This is a genomic window from Corynebacterium sp. (assembly GCF_030532325.1).
GTDB lineage: Bacteria > Actinomycetota > Actinomycetes > Mycobacteriales > Mycobacteriaceae > Corynebacterium.
The window spans coordinates 1-19494 of the sequence record NZ_JAUNLS010000028.1 but is presented as its reverse complement, the minus strand read 5'-3'; the positions used below and the strand labels follow the sequence as shown (position 1 = coordinate 19494).

Genomic DNA, 19494 nt, shown 5'->3' with positions numbered 1-19494 from the left:
AACGGTGGTTCTTCCGACGGCAAGGTTGACCTGGGTAAGTGCATCCCGGCTGCTGTTGGTGTTGGTCTGCCGCTGCTGTTCCTGATTCCGGTTGGTATGGCTTCCCAGCTCAACATTCCGGGTCTGTCTTCCTTCGTTGGTCAGCTCTCTCACCAGATCACTGCGGTGAATGAGCAGCTGCAGAAGCAGATTGGCATCTTCAACCCGAAGCTGGCTAAGCCGCTGGCTGACATCAATGCTCGCTTCGGTGAGGCTGGTGCCAAGGTGGGTGCTGGTGTAGCACTTGCTGCTGCTGGTGCTGCTGCCATCGGCCTTCTGGCATGGGCTTGCTCCCCGGTTCCGGGCACTGGCTCGTCTGAGGGCTCCTCTGATAATGAGGGCTCCTCTGATGGTTCCTCTTCCAAGGATGAGTCTTCCTCCACTGAGGGTTCTTCCTCCAAGGATGAGAACGGTTCCTCCACCGACGAGCAGGCTGCTCCTTCCGAGGAGAACGATGCTCCCGCTGAGGACACCGACACCCAGGAGTAATTCCTGATAGCGCATAGGCGCCTACTTCCCGGAAGTGAAGCCCTCCTTGCAGTGGCTCCTTCCGGGAACTCCCAAGCTGGCCCTGGTGATGGCCTAAAACTCACCAACCCGAATGGTCTGAGGTGAACGAGAGCGCCTTTGGCCACAACACAAGCACCCAATTCTCCCCTAATCCTTTCCGGGGGAATTGGGTGCTTTGTGCTGTTGTAAACTGCTACGAGGATCCTGGCATGAGGAGTCCTGGCATCAGCACCGTCTCGGAAGGCTTTACTTTATATGTTGCGTGCAGTCGGCTTTGACCGCGAAAAGTACATCTCGATGCAGTCGGAGCACATCAATGCCCGGCGCAAGGAGATAGGCGGCAAGCTGTACCTGGAGATGGGCGGCAAGCTCTTCGATGACATGCACGCCTCCCGTGTGCTGCCCAGCTTTACCCCGGATAACAAAATTGCGATGCTCGAGCGCATTAAAGAGGACGTGGAGATCCTCATCTGCATCAACGCCAAGGACATCGAGCGCCAGAAGGTGCGCGCGGACCTGGGCATCCTCTATGAAGACGATGTGCTGCGCCTCGTGGACGTCTTCCGCTCCCGCGGCTTCCTCGTAGAAAACATCGTGATGACCCAGCTCGAAGAGGGCAACCACCAGGCGGAAGCCTTCATCGAACGCCTGCAGCGGCTGGGCCTGAAGGTCGCACGCCACCGCATCATCCCGGGCTATCCCTCCAATACGGATCTGATCGTCTCGGAAGAGGGCCTGGGCCGCAACGAGTACGTGGAGACCAGCCGCGATCTTATCGTCGTCACCGCGCCCGGGCCGGGCTCCGGAAAGCTGGCCACCGCACTCTCGCAGGTCTACCACGATAACATCCGCAACATTAAGGCCGGCTACGCCAAGTTTGAGACCTTCCCCATCTGGAACCTGCCGCTGGATCACCCGGTGAACCTGGCCTATGAGGCAGCCACGGTGGATCTCAACGATGCCAACGTCATCGACCACTTCCACCTGTCTGCCTACGGCGAGTCCACGGTGAATTACAACCGCGACGTCGAGGCCTTCCCACTGCTCAAGGTGCTGCTGGAAAAGCTCACCGGGGCAACGCCCTACCAGTCCCCCACGGACATGGGCGTGAACATGGCCGGCATGTGCATCACGGATGACGCCGTGTGCCGCGCTGCCTCCCAGCAGGAAATCATCCGCCGCTACTTCAAGGCGCTGGTGGAGGAGGCCCGCAACGGTCTGGATTCCACCCAGTCCGATCGCGCCGCCGTCATCATGGCCAAGGCCGGCATCAAGGCCCTCGACCGCCCGGTGGTCGCACCCGCCCGCGCCCGCGCGGAGGAGACCGATGGCCCGGCCTCAGCGCTGGAGCTTGCCGACGGCACCATCATCACCGGCCGCACCTCCGAACTGCTGGGCTGCTCCGCGGCGATGCTGCTCAATGCGCTTAAGCACCTGGCCGGCATCGACGATGAACTGCACCTGCTCTCCCCGGAGTCCATCGAGCCGATTCAGAAGCTCAAGACCCAGTACCTCGGCTCCCAGAACCCGCGCCTGCACACTGACGAGGTGCTCATCGCGCTGTCTGTCTCCGCGGCCAAGGATGATAACGCCCGCCGCGCGCTCGACGCCCTGAAGGAGCTGGAGGGCTGCGACGTGCACACTACTACCATCCTGGGCTCGGTGGATGAGGGCATCTTCCGCAACCTCGGCGTGCTGGTGACCTCGGATCCGGTTTTCGCCCGGAAGAAGGCGCTGTACCAGAAGCGCTAGATCCCAGACGCACGAGATCACAGCCGGAGAAATCCGGAGAAATTCGGAGAAGCGGCCGCTCGGAACTAGGATTGGCCACGTGAGCTTGAGCAAGATTCTCCTGTACTACTGCTTTACCCCCATCTCCGATCCCACGGCCATCATGCTGTGGCAGCGCAGCCTCTGCGAGAAGCTGGGGCTGCGTGGGCGCATTCTCATCTCCGAGCACGGCATCAACGGAACCGTGGGCGGGGACATGGAGGCCTGCAAGCGCTATGTGCGCGAGACCCGCGAGTACCCAGGCTTCAAGAAGATGGAGTTCAAGTGGTCCGAGGGCGGCGCTGAGGACTTCCCGCGTTTGTCCGTCAAGGTGCGCGATGAGATCGTCGCCTTCGGCGCCCCGGGGGAGCTCAAGGTGGATGAGAACGGCGTGATCGGCGGCGGCGTGCACCTCAAGCCGGAGGAAGTGAACAAGCTCGTGGAGGAGCGCGGCGATGAGGTGGTCTTCTTCGACGGCCGCAACGCCATGGAGGCGGAGATCGGCAAGTTCAAGAACGCCGTTGTCCCCGACGTGAAGACCACCCACGATTTCATCGCGGAGCTCGAGTCCGGCAAGTATGACTGGATGAAGGACAAGCCGGTGGTCTCCTACTGCACCGGCGGCATCCGCTGCGAGATCCTCTCCTCCCTGATGATTAACCGCGGTTTCCAAGAGGTCTATCAGATCGACGGCGGTATCGTGCGCTACGGCGAGAAGTACGGCAACGACGGCCTGTGGGAAGGCTCGATGTACGTCTTTGACAAGCGCATGCATCACGAGTTCGGCCGCGGCCTGGAGGATCCCGGGTTCATTCAGCTGGGGCACTGCGTGCACTGCGGTAACGCCACCAACACCTTTCACAATTGCATTAATGAGGACACCTGCCGCCAGCAGGTGCTCATCTGCGACGAGTGCGCACAGCACACCCGCACCCAGCACTGCGGGCGCTCGGAGTGCGAGCGGGTAGCAGCCCAGATGGCAGCCGCAGAGTAGCAGGTACTTTTCCAAGGAGTTCGGCCCATGCTCAACAACCTTCGACGCAGTGTTCGGCGTCGCCCCCTGGCTACTCTCACCGCCCTTGCGGTGGTGGGATCCGCAAGCCCCGCAGTGTTGGGAGTCACGGGCTCAGTACCGGCTGCCCCTGGCGCAAACGAGAGATCGTAGCGCCACTACCTGCACAGTGAATCTGGGGGAGGCAGCGCCTGTCGCGGCTACGTCCGATGTGGAAATACAGTACGGGGAACAAGGGCTGCACTTTCCCGCCCAGCTCACCAACGGCACGGCCACGCTGAGCGTTGAAGGTGAGATCCCAGGATTGACATTTCAGGTCACCAAGGACGGCAAGCCCGTGGAGAACAACCTCGTGACGGAGAAGGATGAGGTGTATCTTTTCAGCGGCACCCCCTCACAGCGCGGAAACTTCCCGGTCACCATCATTGCCACCAATGAAGAGGGGGAAGAAACTCGCACTGAATTCCTCGTGCGCGTGGTGGCTGCCCCACAGATTGATCTGCCCAGCACCGTGGTGGAAGCGATTGCCGGGCGCCACTTCAGCATGCCGCTGGAGCTGGATTCACGAGTGCGCTTCGTTGAGGTACGCGGCCTGCCCGCAGGATTGAACTATAACGAGGAGAACAATCGCATCGAGGGGGTTCCCACGCAGGAAGGAAGCTTTAGAGCTACTCTCGTGGCCTTCAACAATCAGGGCAAGAGCACATGTGGTCAGCTGGAGTTCCGGGTTCTTCCGGCCCCGGTGCCGCCACAACCCGTTGAGTTCACCGGCCTGCAGGCCCAGTTGCCCATCCGGGTAGGCCAGGAGGTCAATGCTGAGCTCACCCTCACGGATCCGGGCAAGCGCGTGGCCTCCTTCGCAGCCAGAGGTCTTCCCGATGGTCTGCGTATCGATGCTCAGACAGGAAAGATCAGCGGCGTGCCGGAGCGCTCGGGGAGCTTTCGTGCGCAGGTCTTCGCCCGCGATAGCGCCGGAGCGCAGCTGACACAAGCCACCTTCTCACTGACCGTGATGGGCTCGGCCCATGTGGAGGACTTGCCGCTGCAGGCGCCGCGCCTGCAGCCCGGCCAGGAGATGGAGCCCATCGACGTGGGCATCGAGAACCTCGATCTGGGCTCCACCGTCCGCGTCGAGGGCCTGCCGCAGGGGCTCTACTACGACGAGAAGCGCCAGCAGATCCTGGGCACGCCCGCCGAGGAGGGTACCTTCGACGTCTCCATCACCATCACCGATGCCAACGGCGCCGTCACGGAGTCCGGGGCGGGTCTCACCCTGATCATCGGGGCTGCGACCTCGGATAAGGGATCCGAAGATGGCAGCTCGAGTAGCTCCTCGAGCAGTGATGCTGACAACGCCGCCGCGGGCTGGGGAATTGGTCTGGGGGTAACCGCCCTCCTTGGGGCGCTGCTCGCGGCGGTGTATCACTACGTGGACAACTACCTGCGCTAAGAACCTTTCAGGGCTAGACTTCAGCCTTCTAGATTCAGACTTGTGGGCCCAACCGCGTCCGCACAGTTCATGGGCATGACAGTTGTGGTGTGTGGGCGCCGGGCCTTCGTGCGTGAGCGTTTAGTGGGTGGGCGCCAGCAGGATTTGGATATCGGAGATGCACCACAGCATGAAGTTGAAGATGAGCACCCAGAACGTGCCCATCCACGGGCGCCAGCGCACATAGTGCTTGAGCTTGCGCACCATGATCACACCGTTGGCAATCATGCCGGCGAAGGGAAGAATCACCGTGCCGATGGCGTAGATGGTGCGCTGCTGCGTGGTGCACAGCCAGCCGGCGATCTCCGCGCTGACGCACTCGCCGGGATCCTGAATGGCAAAAATGAGGCGCAGCACCAAGGCCACCACCCAAGAGGCCGCGATGGTGCCCACCATGAACCAGATGGCCTGCTTCGTGGAGGAACGGTTGGCCGCGGCGATAGTGAGGGGATCGGGGGCGTCGGCAAGCTCATCAAAGGAGTGCGGCTCCGGCGGGCGCAGGTTGGCGTAGTCGGCGTCGGAACGCAGATCCGACGTTAAGTCATTCTCCGGGTGCTCATCCGCACCATTGCCTGGCCACGTAGTCATAGCGCCTAGTTTAAGGGGGAAGAGAAAATAAACAACGTGAGGGCGTGCCTCGGTGAGACTCGGCTAGGCCTGCGCCATCTCGAAGGCGGGGCCCTCGGCCGGGCGCACGAGGACGGGCACGCGCATGTGCGGTAGCAGCTTCGTCGCGGTGCTGCCGATGAACACCCGCTCGATGGGCCCCAGCGGCGAGGAGCCCAGGCACAGAAGGTCGCCCTTCTTCCACTTGAGGGAATCCACCGCGCCGGACCAGCCCTCACCGGTGCCGATCTCCGTGGCGACCTCCAGCTCGGGGAAATGCTCGCCCACCATGTCGTGGGCGCGGTCCAGCATAGCCAGGGAATGCTCGCGCCAGGTCAGCGCGATGGAGGAGGAGAAATCGGGGGTGTCCACGGGGACGTCGACAAGCCCCTCCGCAGAAAAGGCCAGGACGCGCAAGGGAACGCCCCAGGTATGGGCCAGCTGCGCGGCATAAAGCAGCGCGGGCTCCTCCGGATTGCCGCGATCGGTATAGGCAAAGTTGATGCGTGTCACCCCGTGCTTGGACAGCTTGATGCCGCGCGGGATGATGCCGATGGGCAGCGGCGAGTTATGCAGCAGGGTATCCGCGGTGGAGCCGGCAAAGATGCGGCCCTTCGGGGCGGACTGGGCGGCGCCGAGCAGGATGACATCGGCCCGGAAGTCCTCGGCGAGCTCCGTGAGCAGCAGCGGGCGGGAGGGCCCGGCGGCGAGGATGGCAAAGTTCTCATCCAGCTGGGACTTGGACAAGCCAGCGTTGAGCAGCGCCTTTTTAGCGGCGGAGGCGAACTTCTCACTCTGCTTGCGGAAGTGCTTCTTGTAGGAACCGCTGAGCTTGTTCATCGAGGTCACGGTCAGCGGCTGGGACAAGGTGGAGACAACCCGGATGCGCACGGGCGTGGAGCGTGCGAGCCAGGCGGCGTACTCGATCACCTCGTTGCCCGGGGTGTTGGGGCTCCACGAAATGAGAATGCGGACAGGATCCTTGGGATCCTTCTTGGCCAGGGTTGCCGCCTGGGAGCGAGTGGGCTTCTTCGACATTCACCTAGAGGGTAGGGGACGGGTTTAACCCATTATTAACCCGAAGGATCTGCAAAAAGAAATTCCGAAGCCCTGCGAAACTAAAGGTCTATTTCTGATTCATGGTGGGGCGGTAGACATCCGCCAGCTTGGAGATGAGCGCGACGAGCTCCTTGGTGTTCTCCAGATCGGCCGGCTCCAGCCAGCGGACGATCTCCGCCAGGGCGGCCGCGCGCTGGTGGGAGACGATGTTGAGCTCGGACTCACCCAGCTGGGTCAGCGCGACCAGCACGCCGCGGCGATCCTTCTCATCGCGGTGACGCTCGACGTAGCCCAGGCGCTCCAACTCGTAGAGGGCATTGGAGGCAGTGGGCATGCGGATAAGTTCTGCCTTGGCGATGGTGCTCACGCGGGAGGGCCCGTGGGTGCGCAGCTGGTTCATGATAGAGACTTGAGAGGTGGTAAGTGAAGTCCCCTCAGCGGTGCGCTGGAAGATCAGCATCAGCTTGTTCAGGGCAGGTTGGATTTGGCGCGCCACGTCCAGGGCGTCTTCATAGGACGTGGGGGACTCAGCAGCTGGTTCACTCATAGAAACTAAGTGTAGCGTGCGAGTTTGGCACGCGGTTGTTCGGGGAGCAAAAAATTTTCTTTGTGGGACTAAAGCAGGGGTGTGGGTTGCGGCGCTGGTGCTGTTTCTGGTGCGGTCTCTGGGTGGGCCGATATGATGGCTCGCGTGACATCCTCCGGCCCTCAACCTCGCTACGGTGGGGTGGTCTCTCACGAGTGGGAGCGTGCCCACCACATCCGGCAGTTTCGCCAGGGTGTGCTTAGCCGCGAGGAAATCTGTGATGCAGACTTTTTGCTGCGCGCGGCCGCCGAGCATCACGGTACAAAGATGGCGCGGCGCTGCCCGGTGTGCGGGGAGAGCCTGCGCCTGACCCGCTGGGTCTACGGCGAGAGCCTGGGCCGCCGGGCGGGCAGCGCGCGCAGCGAGGAGGAGATCGCGGCCTTTGCCGCCGAGGGGCTCGTGTTTACCGTCCACGAGGTGGAGGTGTGCCGCGCGTGCCATTGGAATCATTTGCTCAGCACGGCCACGGTCTATGATTATTCCTAAGTTTTCGCCGCAGCTTTTCGGGCCCGGATTCGGAGGTGTTTTCCGAGGTTCTTCGGTTTGTCGCCCGAGGAATCCGGCCGGTAAGCTGCACACATTTATTGTTTCTGCACAGGATTGATGAGGACACGAATCAGTGACCGATAAAGACACTGGGTCTCAGTCTCAGAAGAAGAGAAGCCACTCCAGGAAGGCCGAGGGGCGCACCGATAGCCGCCCCGGTGGCCGCTCGGGCGGCAAGCGCCGGGCGAAGTCCACGCGCCGCTGGCCGTGGGTGGTGCTGACCATCTTCCTCGTTGTGGTGGCATTGCCGCTGGCGCTGTTCGGGTACGCCTACACCCAATACACCGTGCCGGAACCCGAGGAGCTACAGGCCAACCAAATCTCCACCATCGTGGCCAACGACGGCACCACCCGCCTGGCCAAGCTGGTCCCGCCGGAGGGCAACCGCACCCACGTGGGTCTGGATGAGATCCCGGACTACGTGGAGGACTCCGTGCTCGCCGCCGAGGACCGCGAGTTCTGGACCAACTCGGGATTCTCTTTTACCGGCCTGGGCCGCGCGGTGCTGGGCAAGCTCACGGGTGACTCTAGCGCGGGTGGCGGCTCCACCATCACCCAGCAGTACGTGAAGAACACCCTGGTGGGGGACGAGTACTCCTACGTGCGCAAGATCCGCGAGCTGATCTACTCCATCAAGATGACCAACGAGTGGTCCAAGGAGGAGATCCTCAACGCCTATCTCAACACCGTGTACTTCGGGCGCAACGCCTACGGCATCCAGGCGGCGTCGAACGCGTACTTCAACAAGGACGCCAAGGATCTCACCGTGGAGGAGGGCGCGCTGCTGGCCGGCGTCATCCAGTCCCCGTCCGTGCTGGATCCGTGGGTCAATGAGGAGGACTCCCAGGCGCGCTGGAACTACGTCATGGACGGCCTGGTAGAGATGGGCCGCCTGGACGCCGGCGAGCGCGCGCAGATGCAGTTCCCGCAGACCCGTGACCCCGCGGAGTACTCCGCCTACTCGGAGGCCCCGGGCGCCTTTGGGCACATCAAGAACCAGGTCATCGCGGAGCTGGAGCGCGTCGGCATCACCGAGGATCAGGTGGCCACCGGTGGTTTGAAGATCACCACCACCATCGACATGAACGTGCAGAACGCCTCGACCGACGCCATCCACGGCCAGCTGGAGACTCTGCAGGAGGACGCGCGCGCGGCGGCCGTGACCATCGACCCGGCCACGGGAGCTGTGCGCGGCTACTTCGGCGGCGATGACCCTTCGGGCTGGGACTACGCCAACTCCGGTTTGCAGACCGGCTCGACCTTCAAGATCTTCGCCCTGGCGGCCGCCCTGCAGCAGGGCATCGATCTGAGCACCCCGTACTCCTCGGCGCCCTATCAGCTGCCCGGAGGCCAGACCGTGGACAACGTGGGCGCCGGCTGCGGCAGCTGCTCGATTGCCGAGGCGCTGAAGAAGTCCTACAACACCTCTTTCCTGCGCCTGCAGGATGACCTGGAGAATAAGTCCCAGGACACCGCGGACATGGCGCACGCGCTGGGTGTGGCCAAGTCCCTGCCTGGCATTGAGAAAACGCTGACCGAAAACGGTAACACCCCCTACGAGGGCGTCGTGCTGGGCCAGTACCAGTCCCGCCCGCTGGACCTGGCCTCTGCCATGGCCACCCTGAGTAACCAGGGTGTGTGGCACGAGGTCCACTTCGTGCAGCGCGTGGAGAACGCCGCTGGCGAGGTCCTCTACGAGCACCCGGGCAACCGCGGCGAGCGCCGTGTTTCCGCCAACGTGGCCAACAACGTCATCTCCGCGATGCAGCCGGTGGCCGCGTGGTCCAACGGCGCGCTGGCCGGCGGGCGTCAGTCCGCCTCCAAGACGGGCACCACCCAGCTGGGCGATACCGGCCTCAACAAGGACGCCTGGATGATCGGCTCCACCCCGCAGCTGGCCACCGCGGTGTGGGTGGGCACGGCGGATAACACCTCGCCCATCTTCAACTCCGGCGGCGGCATCATGTACGGCTCCAACTCCCCGACGCAGATCTGGAAGTACATCCTGGATAACTCGCTTGCCGACGCCGAGTACAAGACCTTCCCCGAGGCCTACCCCATCCGCTACGGCGTGGGCTCCTACGGCAGCGGCTACGTCTACGACCCGAGCTACGATTCCGCGCCCCAGGGCGGCGGGGAGGAGCAGCCGGAGGAGTCCGCTGCGGAGTCCGCAGCACCCGAGGGCGAGGCCCCGGCGGAGGAATCCCCGGCGCAGGAGCCGCAGCAGCCCACCCCGGAGCAGCCGCAGGAGCTGCCCTCCCTGGAGGACCTCTTCGGCGGCAACACTGATCTCAACGAACTCCTCAACCAGTAGAGGTAGCGCACCGTGAGTCACCCCGTTCCGCTCGCAGAGGAACCCTTCGCGCGAGGAGCCGTCGATTTCTTCGGCGGCCCCACGGGCCGTCATGCCCGCCTGCCCCAGACCGGCCCATGGACCCAGCTGCGCGTCATCATCACGCTGGCGTGGACCTTCCTGGCCTTCGGTTTCTTGAGCAAGGCCACCTGCGCCGGCGGGCGCCGCGGTGAGGATGGTGTGATCAGCCTCAACTGGGACGGCAACCGCCAGTACACTTCTTTCTGCTACAACGACATCATCCCGCTCTACGGCGGGCGCGGCCTGGACCAGCCGGGCTTTCCCTACGCCTTCTCCTGGCAGGAGGGGGATCTCACCCGCTACATGGAGTACCCGGTGCTCGCCGGAATGTTCCAGGGTGCGATGGGTTGGCTGGCGCGCACCACCTACCCGGTGGTGGAGTGGCTCGGCGTGGCCGAGGCGGGATGGTACTTCGGGCTCACCGCCCTGTTCATGTCCCTGATGTGGATCGGCACGGTGGTCATGGTCTTCCGCCTCACCGGCAACCGCGCCTGGGACACCATCCTCATGGCCGCCAGCCCCCTGGTGGTCATCCACGCCTTCACCAACTGGGATATCCCCTCCATCATGTTCATGGTGGGCGCGCTCTACGCGGTGACTAAGCGCCGCAACTGGCTGGCCGGCGTGCTCGTCGGCTGCGGAACCGCTTTCAAGCTGTGGCCGCTGTTCATCCTCGGTGCTTTCCTGGTGCTGGCGGTGCGCAACAAGAAGTGGGCACCCTTTGGCAAGATGCTGGGCGGCACGGTTATCTCCTGGCTGGTGCTCAACGTGCCCATCGCGCTGGCATACCCGCAGGCCTGGCGGGAGTTCTACCGCCTCAACGAGGAGCGCGGCGCGGAGTGGACCACCATCTACGCGGTGCTCAACCGCTGGACGGGCATCGACTTCAGCCCCGAGTTCCTCAATAGCTTCACGCTGCCGGCCTTCCTGGTGGCCTGCCTGGGCATCGCGGTGCTCGGCCTGCGCACCCGGCAGACTCCGCGCGTGGCGGAGATGATCTACCTCATCGTCATGGCCTTTCTGCTCATCAACAAGGTGTGGTCCCCGCAGTACTCTCTGTGGCTGCTGGTGCCGGCGGTGCTGGCCCTGCCGCGCTGGCGCCTCATCATGGGCTGGGCGCTTGCCGACGCCCTCGTCTGGCCCCTGCTCATGTGGCATATGCTGGGGGCAGACAACAAGGGCATCCCGCACGAGCTGCTGGACATCGGCATCCTCACCCGCGATGGCTTCATCATCGCCATCGGCGTGCTGGTGATCCGGCAGATGCTGGGCAAGGCCCCCGATAAGGTCCGCGCCGCCCACGGCGGCCGGGATCCGCTGGCAGGAGATTGTGCATAATGCTCATCACCGTTATTGGGATGGTGTCCATCACGCTGGGGTTCATCTGTGTGCTCAGCGCCTACTACCTCTTCCAGCGCGGCACGGACCGCAGCTGGCCCATCTTCTTGGGCCTGCTGGCCATCCTCTTTCTCACCATCATCCCAGCGGGCAGCGCCATCTTCTTCGCCACCGGGATGCGCAGCTAGCCAGTGCGCGCGCTGCCTGCCTGGGGAGATTTCCCTTTTCGCCGGTCAGTGGGGTACCGTGGGGAGGTTGCTTGACGCAACGTACCCTCCTGCCATATCCGCCAAGGTGATATGGCCGATATCCATTTACTAGACCATAGGAGGTGATGAGGTCCGTGCGTCACTACGAAGTCATGATCATTCTGGATCCTAACCAGGATGAGCGCACCGTAACCCCGTCCCTGGACAAGTTCCTCGAAATCATCCGTCAGGACGGCGGCAAGGTCGTCAACGTTGACGTGTGGGGCAAGCGCCGTCTTGCTTACCCGATCAACAAGAAGGAAGAGGGCATCTACGCCGTCGCTGAGCTGGAGTGCGAGTCCGCATCCGTGCTCGAGCTGGATCGCCGTCTGAACCTGAACGACACCGTCCTGCGTACCAAGGTTCTGCGCAAGGACAGCAAATAGCGGATACTGGGTTCCACACCACGTAACCGATATTTAAGGAGAACTCATCATGGCTCAGGGAGATACCAACATCACGGTGGTCGGCAACATCGTTGCTGACCCGGAACTGCGCTTCACCCCGGCGGGTGCCGCAGTTGCTAACTTCCGCGTCGCTTCCACCCCGCGTCGCTATAACCAGCAGACCAACCAGTGGGAAGACGGCGAAGCCATGTTCCTCACCTGCAACGTGTGGCGCCAAGCCGCAGAAAACGTTGCGGAGACCCTCACCAAGGGCATGCGCGTTATCGTCACCGGCCGTTTGCGCCAGCGTTCTTACCAGACTCGCGAAGGTGAAAACCGCACCGTCTTTGAGATTGAGGTCGACGAGGTAGGGCCCTCCCTGCGTTATGCCTCCGCCCAGGTCACCCGCAAGTCCGGCAACAGCGCCGGCGGTGGCAACAACTACGGCGGCGGCCAGCAGCAGGGCGGTAACAACTACGGTGGCGGTTTCTCCGGAAACCAGCAGGCACCGCAGCAGCAGTCCACTCCGCAGAATGATCCGTGGAATTCCGCACCCCAGGCTGGAAGCTTCGGCGGCGCGGATTCGGAGCCCCCGTTCTAAAACACTGTCACGCAAGTATTCATTTAACTCATTCGAAAGGCAGGGATCATGAAGCTGATCCTCACCGCTGCCGTTGAGAACCTCGGCGCCCCTGGCGATATTGTTGAGGTTAAGGACGGCTACGGACGTAACTACCTGCTTCCGCGCGGCCTGGCCATCGTTGCCACCCGCGGTGCTGAGAAGCAGATCGAGGGCATCAAGCGCGCTCAGGAAGCTCGCGCGATCCGCGACCTGGATCACGCACGCGAGATCCGCAACCAGCTCGAGCAGCTTTCCGACGTCAAGGTCGCAGTCAAGACCTCTGAGAAGGGCAAGCTCTTCGGCTCCGTTACCGCTGACGACATCGTCTCCGCAGTCGAGGCCGCTGGCGGCCCGAAGCTGGACAAGCGCATCGTCGTTCTGCCCAAGGGCCTGGTCAAGAAGACCGGCAACTACCAGGTCGAGCTCAAGCTGCACGCTGACGTGCTCGGCAAGGTGAACTTCTCGGTCGTCGCTGCCTAAGACAAGGCGCACGACGGCTTCCTGAAGAATCGGAAGCCCAATGACAACAGCAAGGCGTGAGGCCGCGCTCCACCATCATGTGAGGTGTTGGTGGGGGCGCGGCCCTCGCTGTTTTCTGGCCCACGTTCGGGCGTGCTGTCCGCCACACCTCTGCCCTGTGGATAGTTGTGGATAACTCACCCGATCTGTGGATAACTTTCGCCCGCCGGGCGGGCAGAGCACCGCGTGGTCGCGCGCCGTTAACCCGCAGGTGAGAGCGTTTATCCACGGAATTTCCGTGTTTCATCACACGTGGAAAACCCCCTATGACCTGCACAAATCATTCCCGCAGGTCACAGGCTTGCGCTGTTATCCACAGCGCTCAACTGGGCTTTTATTAACCACCTGTTCACTGACCTGGCATTTCCACAGGCCTCTGTGGATAACTCGGTGGAATTACCCACAACCGTAGAGCGCGCGGGAGTTCTCCTGCAGGAGCTGGGCCAGTTCCTCCTCGCCACAACCGCGCACATCCGCCAGCTGCGTCACCGTCTCCGCGAGCACTCGGCGCAGCTGCGCGGCGTGCTCCCCGCCGCGGCCCTCAGCGGGGTTGTCTGGGGGCAGATCGCTTTCCAGCAGCAGCCGCGAGGCCGGCACCTGGGTGACATACGCGCGGCCCTTCTTAGTGCCCAGCATGAGCGGGTTGACGGAGATGAAGCCCCCGCCGCGGATGAGGTGGGTGAGCTCGTCGCTGGTGCCGCCGAAGCGGTGGAAGACCGGCACGATGCCCCCGCCCGCAGCGGGCTTTTCCCCGCAGCCCAGCGCACCGTAGTCCGCCAGCAAGTCCAGGACCTGGCCTGCGCTGCGCACGGTATGGATGGAGAGCACCACGGGGTGAGCTGCGTCCCCTGCCGCAGCACCCTCACGCGCGCTGGCCGCCTCCAGCACCCCGCGCAGCACCGCCTCCTGGCGCTCGGCGGGCACGGCCTCAAGCCGCCGCGGTGCGAAGTCCAGGCCCACCTCGCCCACCAGGCGCGTGCGCTGCAGTGCATCAGCGAAGACCTCCAGCTCGGCCTCGTAATCCTCGCCGATGTACCAGGGATGAAAGCCCACCGAGACCCCGGCCAGCGCCGGCGCTGCCTCAGTGCGCACATCTGCGCTCACGTCTGGGCTGAGCGCGGCGGCAGCCAGCTCTTCCTCCAGGCGCAGAAACCCGGAGGGGGTGGTGGTCTGGGCGATGAGGTGGACATCGTCAAGCGCGAGCTGGGCCAAAAACTCCCCGCGCTCACCCGGCGGCAGGAAGTCCAGGTGGTGGTGCGTATCGAGCAGTCTCATCGCTCGGTGGCCGGCTGGTTCTCGTCGGCAGGCCCGCCGATGCGCGGCGCCAACGGGGTCTCCTCATAGCCCAGCAGGCGCCGGATGACCTTGCCCGCCAGCATCTGGCCCATGATCGGCGGCATGTAGCTCATCGTGCCCAGGGTCTCCGCCTTGGTGCCGGCACCCTTATCCTCGATGTGGACGGGGCGCTCCGTGGAGTAGAGCACCTCCAGGCCGCGGATGCGCCGCCGGATGCACACCTGACGGATCGCCTTGGCCAGCGGGCAATACTGCGTCTTGTTGATCTTAGAGAACTTCAGGAAGCCCGGATCCAGCTTGTTGCCCCCGCCCATCGAGGAGATGAGGTGCACGCCGTTCTCGGCGCACCACTGGGCAATCTCAATCTTGCTGGAGACGGTGTCGATGCAGTCGATGACGTAATCCGGGCGCGGCAGCCCGGAAAAGACCTCCGCGAGGTTCTCCCGGTGCAGGTAGACCTGCTGGGCGTGCACGGTGCACTCCGGGTTGATGTCCGCCACCATCCCCGCCATGACTTCGGCCTTGACCCGGCCCACGGTGGAGACAAAAGCCAGCGCCTGCCGGTTGAGGTTGCTCTCCTCAATGGTGTCGCGGTCCAGCAGGATGAGCGTGCCCACCCCGCCGCGGGCCAGCGCCTCCGCGCAGCTCGAGCCCACGCCGCCCAGGCCCACCACCATGACGGTAGAGCCGGCGAGCTTGTCCAGGCCTTCTTCGCCCATAATCAGTTTCAGGCGTGCGAAACGCTCGCTTGTCATCCCTGCCTCCTCAAAGCTTGTATGCCAGGGGATAGGATAGTGGGCACCTAGACACATCGAGAACATGGGGGATGAGCATGACCAGCGCCAGCTTCGACGACGCCGATTTCACCGCGCCGCCGGAGGAGCCCAGCGAGTACCGCGCCCGCCCGGAGGAGCCCAAGCGCTACGGCGAGTTCCGCCAGCCGCCCTCGGATAGGGAAGCGGAGCAGGGCGTGCTGGGTGCAATGCTGCTCAGCCCCAACACGGTCAGCGAGGTCATCGAGGACCTCCAGCCGGATGACTTCTACTACCCGGCCCACCAGCTGATTTACAGCGCTATGCTGGATCTCTACGCCGGCGGCACGGACATCGATGCCGTCATCGTCGCCGCCCGCCTGGATCGCTACAACAACCTCGAGCGGGTGGGTGGAGCGCCCTACCTGCACACCCTGCTGGCCACCGTGCCCACCGCCGCGAACGCCCGCTACTACGCGGAGATCGTGGCGGAGAAGGCGGTGCTGCGCAAGCTTGTCGACGCCGGAACGCGCGTCGTCCAGCTCGGCTACGAGGGCTCCGAGGACGCCGAGATCGAGGCCGTGCTCGACCGCGCCCAGCAGGAGGTCTTCGCCGTGGCGCAGCGCAAGACCACCGAGGACTACCAGGTGCTGGGCAAGCTCATCGACCCCACCATCACCGAGATGATTCAGCTGCAGGAAAACGGCATCGAGGCTGGCATCCCCACCGGTTTCATTGACCTCGATAACCTCACCAACGGCCTGCGCGCCGGCCAGATGGTCATCGTCGCCGCCCGCCCCGGCGTGGGTAAGTCCACCCTGGCCATGGACTTCATGCGCTCGGCCTCCCTGCAGCACGGCAAGTCCTCGGTGATCTTCTCCCTGGAGATGTCCGCCTCCGAGATCATCATGCGCCTGCTCTCGGCGGAATCGGAGGTCAAGCTCTCCGATATGCGCGGCGGGCGCCTTTCCACTGAGGACTGGGCCAAGATCGATAGCACCTTGAACCGCATCCAGGACGCCAAGCTCTTCATCGACGATTCCCCCAACCTCACCATGATGGAGATCCGTTCCAAGGCCCGCCGCCTCAAGCAGCAGCATGGGCTCGACCTCGTGGTGCTGGACTACCTGCAGCTGATGAGCTCGGGCAAGAAGGTGGAGTCCCGCCAGCAGGAGGTCTCCGAGTTCTCCCGCCAGCTCAAGCTGCTGGCCAAAGAGCTCGAGGTGCCGCTCATCGCGATCTCCCAGCTCAACCGCGGCCCCGAGTCGCGCACGGACAAGCGCCCGCAGCTGGCGGACCTGCGTGAGTCCGGCTCGCTGGAGCAAGACGCCGACATGGTCATGTTGCTCTACCGCCCCGACTCACAGGACCGCGACGACCCCCGCGCCGGCGAGGCCGACATCATCCTGGCCAAGCACCGCGGCGGCCCCATCGACACCATCCAGGTGGCCCACCAGCTGCACTACTCCAAGTTCGTCAACATGGCCCACGGCTAGATCCACCACCTTCTCCGGATCCCCCAGCCGAGGGCCCAGCGCCACGAGCACCACGAAGACCGCCGTCACCGCAATACCCAGCCACTGCCACAGCCCGAAGAAGCGCGGCCCACACCAGCGCGCGAAGGCCGCTCCCAGCAGCGCGCCCAGGGTGTTGAAGAGAAGATCGTCGATATCCGTGCGCCCCAGCGCAAAGACATACTGCGCGGCCTCCACCGCCGCCGAGAGCCCCAGCCCCAGTAGCGTGGCCTTGCGCACATCGCGCACGCCCACGAAGAGCAGCACGCCCAAGGGAACAAAGAAGGCCAGGTTGCCGCCGTACTCGAAGAGGGGCTTGAACCAGGAGCCGGAGAAGGCGTCGTCAAGCGGCACAAGCCGCAGCTCACGGGCGCGCTGGCGGGAGGGCTCCCACAGGTATCCGATGCGGAAGAAGGCCTTGAGGGTGGTCAGCGCAACGATAACCGCGGTGTATCCGGCCAGGGCCACGGTGTAGACGGCACGATTCATACGCGCAAGCCTAATGTGTATTCTGCGGGCATGAGTGAGAAAAAGATTTTGGCCATCACCGCCTGCCCCACAGGCGTGGCCCACACCTACATGGCCGCGGATAACTTGCAGGCCGCGGCGGAGAAGAAGGGGATCAACCTACGGGTGGAAACCCACGGCTCCGTCGGCGTGGATGGGGCGTTTAGCCCCGAGGAGATCCGCGAGGCCGATGCTGTGATCATCGCGGCGGACACGGTCATCGACAAGCAGCGCTTCGGCGGCAAGCGCCTGCTCAACACCTCCGTGGACGCCGCCATCAAGGACCCAGCCGGGCTGCTCGAGCGCGCCCCCGAAGCCCCCGTGTGGAAGCAGGAGGGCGGCGGCGAGCGCGAGCCGGACAAGGGCGGGGATTCCGTGGGGCGCCAGCTCTACACCGCGCTGATGAACGGCGTCTCCCACATGGTGCCCTTTGTGGTGACCGGTGGTCTGCTCATCGCGGTGGCGCTATCTCTGGGCGGGCAGGCCACGCCTGAGGGCATCGCCATTCCGGAGGATTCCTTCTGGTACGTCATCAATGAGGTGGGCGCGCTGGCCTTCGGACTCATGGTGCCCGTGCTCTCCGCGTACATCGCCTCCGGCATAGCGGGCAGGCCGGGGCTGGCGCCCGGTTTCATTACCGGCCTCATCGCGGTGACGGGCTCTCTCTACGGCTCGGAGGCCGGCGCGGGCTTCCTGGGCGGCATCATCACTGGTTTCCTCTCCGGCTACGTGGCGCTGGCGGTGAAGAAGATCCCGGTGGGCAAGTATCTTGCGGCGATCATGCCGGTGATCATCATCCCCATCTTCACCACGCTCATTGTGGGCCTGCTCTTCATCTACCTGCTGGGCGCGCCCATTTCCGCACTTTTCGACGCCCTCACCCACTGGCTCGCCTCTCTCGACGGCGCCTCGGTGGTCATCTTGGGCGCGGTGTTGGGCGCGATGATCGCCTTCGATATGGGCGGCCCTTTCAACAAGACGGCCTTCCTCTTCGGCGGCGGGCTGATTGCTAGCGGTAACGCCGCGCCGATGGGCATGGCGGCCGCGGCTATTGCGGTGCCGCCGCTGGCGGTGGGCGTGGCCACGCTGCTGCGCCGCGAGTGGTTTAACAAGGCCGAGCGCGATTCCGGCGTGGCGGCGTTGCTCATGGGCTTCTTTGGCATTACCGAGGGTGCCATTCCGCTGGCGGCGGCGCGGCCCCTGCAGGTGATTCCGGCCAATGTTGTGGGCGGCGCCGTGGCGGGTGCGCTGGCGGGCATGCTGCACGTCAAGGACAACGTCATGCACGGCGGGCCCATCGTGGCGGTGTTGGGCGCGGTGGACAATACCCTGGGCTTCTTCCTTGCGCTGCTGGCGGGCGTGGCGGTGACCGCGGCGATGATTGTGCTGTTAGTGGGGCTGAGCCGCCGGGAGCAGCCTGAGGAAGCCTCGCTTATCGACGCCTCCCTCATCCACCTCGACGCCCCCTCCGCCCCCGTGCAGGAGGTCATCGCCGGGCTTGTCGATTCCGCCGCGAAACACAAGCGGGTCACGGACCCTAATGCCGTGGTGGATGCGGCGCTGGCGCGTGAGGAGCAGGCCACGACGGCGGTGGGCAACGCGGTGGCCATCCCGCACGCGCGCACGGCGGCGGTGGCGGTGCCGACCGTCGCCTTCACCCGCCTGGCCGGCGAGGGCACGGAGTGGAACGCCCCGGATGGGCAGCCGGTGCGGCTGGTGTTCTTGATCGCGGTGCCGGAGGATGCCGGCAAGCAGCACCTGAAGGTGCTATCGAAGCTGGCGCGGGCGCTCATGCGGGAGGAGTTCCGCGAGACGTTGCTGAGCGCGGGCAGTCAGGAGGAGGCCCTCGAGGCGATTCGCGCGGTGATGCCGCAGGAGGAGGCGGCGGTGGCGGCCTAGGCTCGCCCTTGCCTGTGGATAACTTCGCCTCGCGCGGGAGTTATCCACAGTTTTGCCGCTGGGGAGAAATTCTTCCTATTTTTCCTTGACGCTGGCTTTTAGTCTCGGGGTCATGAACGAACAGTTAGAGGCTTATCTTGCCGCGCAGTCTGCGGGTATGGCTATCATCCAGGGGGCAGCCGGGCTATCGGCCGCCGAGTTGGTGGAGGCCGGGTGCAGTAAGCGCGAAGCCGAAGAGTTGGTGCATTTAGCCCAGGTCTACTTCGGGCCCACCACATTCACGAGGCGGCAGCGTAAGGCCCAAGCCACCACACATAGCCTGTCCACCCTGAAGTTGATTGAGTCTTATGCCAAGAAGGTCAAGGGTAAGGATGCTGCCTGGCAGTTGCGCCTGAAACTCTTGGCGTTGACAACCAGTCAGC

Annotated in this window: 17 protein-coding genes and 3 pseudogenes; 14 read left to right on the top strand and 6 right to left on the bottom strand. The window is 64.1% G+C overall.

Annotation, left to right across the window (positions count from 1 at the left end):
- The 4 genes and pseudogenes from Q4E25_RS11120 to Q4E25_RS11105 all read left to right on the top strand — a co-directional run.
- Positions 1-528 (top strand): annotated as a pseudogene (locus tag Q4E25_RS11120) (hypothetical protein); the annotation flags it as partial.
- A 276-nt stretch (positions 529-804) separates the two neighbouring features.
- Entirely contained in the window at positions 805-2301 is a 1497-nt protein-coding gene (locus Q4E25_RS11115) for a DUF1846 domain-containing protein (RefSeq protein ID WP_303157116.1), read from the top strand.
- Between the two features lie 79 nt (positions 2302-2380).
- Positions 2381-3313, top strand: a complete 933-nt coding sequence (locus tag Q4E25_RS11110; protein ID WP_303157113.1) for a rhodanese-related sulfurtransferase — start codon at positions 2381-2383, stop codon at positions 3311-3313.
- A 322-nt stretch (positions 3314-3635) separates the two neighbouring features.
- Positions 3636-4781 carry a putative Ig domain-containing protein gene (locus Q4E25_RS11105; RefSeq protein WP_303157110.1) on the top strand — a complete coding sequence of 382 codons (1146 nt, stop codon included), beginning with the start codon at positions 3636-3638 and terminating at the stop codon, positions 4779-4781.
- A gap of 120 nt (positions 4782-4901) precedes the next feature.
- Here the strand turns inward: Q4E25_RS11105 and Q4E25_RS11100 are convergent, their stop codons facing one another.
- From Q4E25_RS11100 to Q4E25_RS11090, 3 genes are all read right to left on the bottom strand, one after another.
- The gene (locus tag Q4E25_RS11100) at positions 4902-5408 is read right to left on the bottom strand and encodes a hypothetical protein (RefSeq protein ID WP_303157109.1); all 507 of its coding nucleotides are present in this window, start codon (positions 5406-5408) and stop codon (positions 4902-4904) included.
- A gap of 63 nt (positions 5409-5471) precedes the next feature.
- Complete coding sequence (locus tag Q4E25_RS11095) at positions 5472-6464, bottom strand: universal stress protein (protein ID WP_303157106.1); 993 nt, start codon at positions 6462-6464, stop codon at positions 5472-5474.
- An 88-nt stretch (positions 6465-6552) separates the two neighbouring features.
- A complete protein-coding gene (locus Q4E25_RS11090) occupies positions 6553-7032 on the bottom strand; it encodes a MarR family winged helix-turn-helix transcriptional regulator (protein WP_303157102.1) in 480 nt (159 codons plus the stop codon).
- Positions 7033-7176: 144 nt separating this feature from the next.
- Here Q4E25_RS11090 and Q4E25_RS11085 point away from each other — a divergent pair, with 144 nt between their 5' ends.
- The 7 genes from Q4E25_RS11085 to rplI all read left to right on the top strand — a co-directional run bounded on the left by Q4E25_RS11085 (position 7177) and on the right by rplI (position 13065).
- Positions 7177-7557: a DUF5318 family protein gene (locus tag Q4E25_RS11085; protein WP_303157099.1), complete on the top strand. Its 381-nt coding sequence runs from the start codon at positions 7177-7179 to the stop codon at positions 7555-7557.
- Positions 7558-7852: 295 nt separating this feature from the next.
- On the top strand, positions 7853-9931 hold the full coding sequence (locus Q4E25_RS11080) for a transglycosylase domain-containing protein (protein WP_303157119.1): 2079 nt from the start codon (positions 7853-7855) through the stop codon (positions 9929-9931).
- 12 nt (positions 9932-9943) lie between these two features.
- Positions 9944-11329, top strand: coding sequence for a glycosyltransferase family 87 protein (locus Q4E25_RS11075; protein WP_303157097.1), 1386 nt, complete (start codon positions 9944-9946; stop codon positions 11327-11329).
- Positions 11329-11517, top strand: coding sequence for a hypothetical protein (locus Q4E25_RS11070; RefSeq protein ID WP_303157095.1), 189 nt, complete (start codon positions 11329-11331; stop codon positions 11515-11517). Before Q4E25_RS11075 ends, Q4E25_RS11070 begins: the two co-directional genes overlap by 1 nt.
- A gap of 155 nt (positions 11518-11672) precedes the next feature.
- Positions 11673-11963, top strand: a complete 291-nt coding sequence (gene rpsF, locus Q4E25_RS11065) for a 30S ribosomal protein S6 (RefSeq protein WP_303157093.1) — start codon at positions 11673-11675, stop codon at positions 11961-11963.
- Positions 11964-12012: 49 nt separating this feature from the next.
- Complete coding sequence (locus Q4E25_RS11060) at positions 12013-12564, top strand: single-stranded DNA-binding protein (RefSeq protein ID WP_303157091.1); 552 nt, start codon at positions 12013-12015, stop codon at positions 12562-12564.
- A 48-nt stretch (positions 12565-12612) separates the two neighbouring features.
- The gene (gene rplI / locus Q4E25_RS11055) at positions 12613-13065 is read left to right on the top strand and encodes a 50S ribosomal protein L9 (RefSeq protein ID WP_303157090.1); all 453 of its coding nucleotides are present in this window, start codon (positions 12613-12615) and stop codon (positions 13063-13065) included.
- A 435-nt stretch (positions 13066-13500) separates the two neighbouring features.
- Here rplI and Q4E25_RS11050 read toward each other — a convergent pair whose 3' ends face one another.
- Complete coding sequence (locus tag Q4E25_RS11050) at positions 13501-14379, bottom strand: TatD family hydrolase (RefSeq protein ID WP_303157088.1); 879 nt, start codon at positions 14377-14379, stop codon at positions 13501-13503.
- Positions 14376-15155, bottom strand: coding sequence for a tRNA threonylcarbamoyladenosine dehydratase (locus Q4E25_RS11045; RefSeq protein WP_303157085.1), 780 nt, complete (start codon positions 15153-15155; stop codon positions 14376-14378). Before Q4E25_RS11045 ends, Q4E25_RS11050 begins: the two co-directional genes overlap by 4 nt.
- A 77-nt stretch (positions 15156-15232) precedes the next feature.
- Between Q4E25_RS11045 and dnaB the strand changes: the two genes are divergently transcribed.
- Positions 15233-16648: a replicative DNA helicase gene (gene dnaB, locus Q4E25_RS11040; protein ID WP_303157117.1), complete on the top strand. Its 1416-nt coding sequence runs from the start codon at positions 15233-15235 to the stop codon at positions 16646-16648.
- A 126-nt stretch (positions 16649-16774) separates the two neighbouring features.
- Here the strand turns inward: dnaB and Q4E25_RS11035 are convergent.
- Positions 16775-17155, bottom strand: a pseudogene (locus tag Q4E25_RS11035) (VanZ family protein); the annotation flags it as partial.
- Positions 17156-17185: 30 nt separating this feature from the next.
- On the opposite strand from Q4E25_RS11035, the gene Q4E25_RS11030 reads away from it, so the two are divergent.
- Together Q4E25_RS11030 and Q4E25_RS11025 are read left to right on the top strand one after the other, a co-directional pair.
- Complete coding sequence (locus Q4E25_RS11030; protein ID WP_303157082.1) at positions 17186-19072, top strand: fructose-specific PTS transporter subunit EIIC; 1887 nt, start codon at positions 17186-17188, stop codon at positions 19070-19072.
- Positions 19073-19184: 112 nt separating this feature from the next.
- Positions 19185-19494: pseudogene (locus tag Q4E25_RS11025) on the top strand (HNH endonuclease); the annotation flags it as partial.

Coding starts and splice junctions, on each gene's coding strand:
- Q4E25_RS11070 (WP_303157095.1), top strand. CDS start 11,329: ATGCTCATCACCGTTATTGGGATGGTGTCCATCACGCTGGGGTTCATC.
- Q4E25_RS11100 (WP_303157109.1), bottom strand. CDS start 5,408: ATGACTACGTGGCCAGGCAATGGTGCGGATGAGCACCCGGAGAATGAC.
- rplI (WP_303157090.1), top strand. CDS start 12,613: ATGAAGCTGATCCTCACCGCTGCCGTTGAGAACCTCGGCGCCCCTGGC.
- Q4E25_RS11095 (WP_303157106.1), bottom strand. CDS start 6,464: ATGTCGAAGAAGCCCACTCGCTCCCAGGCGGCAACCCTGGCCAAGAAG.
- dnaB (WP_303157117.1), top strand. CDS start 15,233: ATGACCAGCGCCAGCTTCGACGACGCCGATTTCACCGCGCCGCCGGAG.
- Q4E25_RS11060 (WP_303157091.1), top strand. CDS start 12,013: ATGGCTCAGGGAGATACCAACATCACGGTGGTCGGCAACATCGTTGCT.
- Q4E25_RS11090 (WP_303157102.1), bottom strand. CDS start 7,032: ATGAGTGAACCAGCTGCTGAGTCCCCCACGTCCTATGAAGACGCCCTG.
- Q4E25_RS11050 (WP_303157088.1), bottom strand. CDS start 14,379: ATGAGACTGCTCGATACGCACCACCACCTGGACTTCCTGCCGCCGGGT.
- Q4E25_RS11115 (WP_303157116.1), top strand. CDS start 805: ATGTTGCGTGCAGTCGGCTTTGACCGCGAAAAGTACATCTCGATGCAG.
- Q4E25_RS11045 (WP_303157085.1), bottom strand. CDS start 15,155: ATGACAAGCGAGCGTTTCGCACGCCTGAAACTGATTATGGGCGAAGAA.
- Q4E25_RS11030 (WP_303157082.1), top strand. CDS start 17,186: ATGAGTGAGAAAAAGATTTTGGCCATCACCGCCTGCCCCACAGGCGTG.